This is a genomic window from Fibrella forsythiae (genome assembly GCF_017353175.1).
In the GTDB taxonomy this organism is placed as follows: Bacteria; Bacteroidota; Bacteroidia; order Cytophagales; family Spirosomataceae; genus Fibrella; species Fibrella forsythiae.
The window spans coordinates 1-1,262 of sequence record NZ_JAFMYW010000051.1 but is presented as its reverse complement, the minus strand read 5'-3'; the positions used below and the strand labels follow the sequence as shown (position 1 = coordinate 1,262).

Genomic DNA, 1,262 nt, shown 5'->3' with positions numbered 1-1,262 from the left:
ACAGGAAACGCCCGACCACTTTATCGTCACCTTTCCCCTGGTTAAGGTAAGCAGTCAACCGCCCCGCTCCCTGACCATATAAACCTATACCAATGCAACTTCCTCTTGTAGAAGACGAGGATATGGCCGCCCGAAAGCTGGCCAAAACGCTCTTCAGTGTTGAGCCCACCGCTACGGTAGTGGCCATTACCGGCAGTATCCAAGAGACCGTCGACTGGCTACGTACCTACGGGTCTGCTCATCTGGGCTCGCCGGACTTGATTTTGATGGATCATGAGCTAGCTGATGGTCAAAGCGTTCAAATCTTTGACTAGATACAGGTCAATACACCCGTTATCTTCACCACCTCCTACGACGAATGCGCCCTGCGCGCCTTCAAGGTCAGCGGCGTGGATTACCAGCTCAAACCCGGGCAGAAAGATGAGCTGCGCGCCGCTATGCTTGAGTTCAGCCGTCAGCGAGCCCTTGGCCAATCCACGGGTCAACAAACGTCGGATGCCCTTCGTCAGCTGGTACAGGCACTACACGGCTGAACCCAGGCCTGCCTGCTAAACGAATTGAGTGGGCCGTGGGCCTTTATAACCCACGGCGCTCCGGCACCTGTACTGCGTTAGCCGAGGATAGTCTCCCCCAAGAACGTGCCTACAGCCCTATTTTTTACCCTGCCTGGCGGGGCTCTTTCCGAGCGGGGTAAAGATATATCCAGTCCCATTCACTACGCCGCCTGACCACTTTCCTGGCTTGCCGGTAGGAACAACGTCACCTGCTTGCGCCTTGCCCCTTCTCACCAGGCGAAGCCTGCCGGTCTGCAGCAGGCCACACGAGCCCTACCCCACGGGTCCAATTGATTTCCCCTTTATGGCAATCCAGTCAGCGCCCGTGCCAATTGAGCGCTGTAGTGATTGGCCAGGGCCAAATCCCGGCTCAGTTTTGTAATCACCGGGCGAATCAAGGTGTAGCTGACCCCTTGCTCACCGGTGCTTACCTACTTTATAAACCGCATCAATACTATGCATCGTTTACCTCACATCACCCCCTTTCTGCTCCTTATGCTGACCTTGCTTACGACGGCCCTGGGCAGCTGCAAGCGCGAGTCCTCCGATTCCGAGCCTACCCCTGGGCCTGAACTGCCCCTCGACAAACCCTTTACGGCCATACCCGACGAATACGTGGGCACCTGGTTTGCCTACCACAACGAAGGGCCGCTGACCCAGACCTGGAGCCAAGGCTCCTTCCAGGGCGAGCAGGGCTTCCGCGAGTTC

General features: G+C 57.1%; 3 protein-coding genes. All 3 read left to right on the top strand.

Annotated features, from left to right (window positions below):
• Positions 1–92 precede the first annotated feature (92 nt).
• Positions 93–314, top strand: coding sequence for a response regulator (locus J2I46_RS32590; protein WP_207333303.1), 222 nt, complete (start codon positions 93–95; stop codon positions 312–314).
• Positions 315–389: 75 nt separating this feature from the next.
• Positions 390–533, top strand: a complete 144-nt coding sequence (locus J2I46_RS32585) for a hypothetical protein (protein ID WP_207333302.1) — start codon at positions 390–392, stop codon at positions 531–533.
• Positions 534–1,010: 477 nt separating this feature from the next.
• Positions 1,011–1,262 (top strand): hypothetical protein (locus J2I46_RS32580; protein WP_207333301.1); only part of this gene is annotated, 252 nt, incomplete at its 3' end.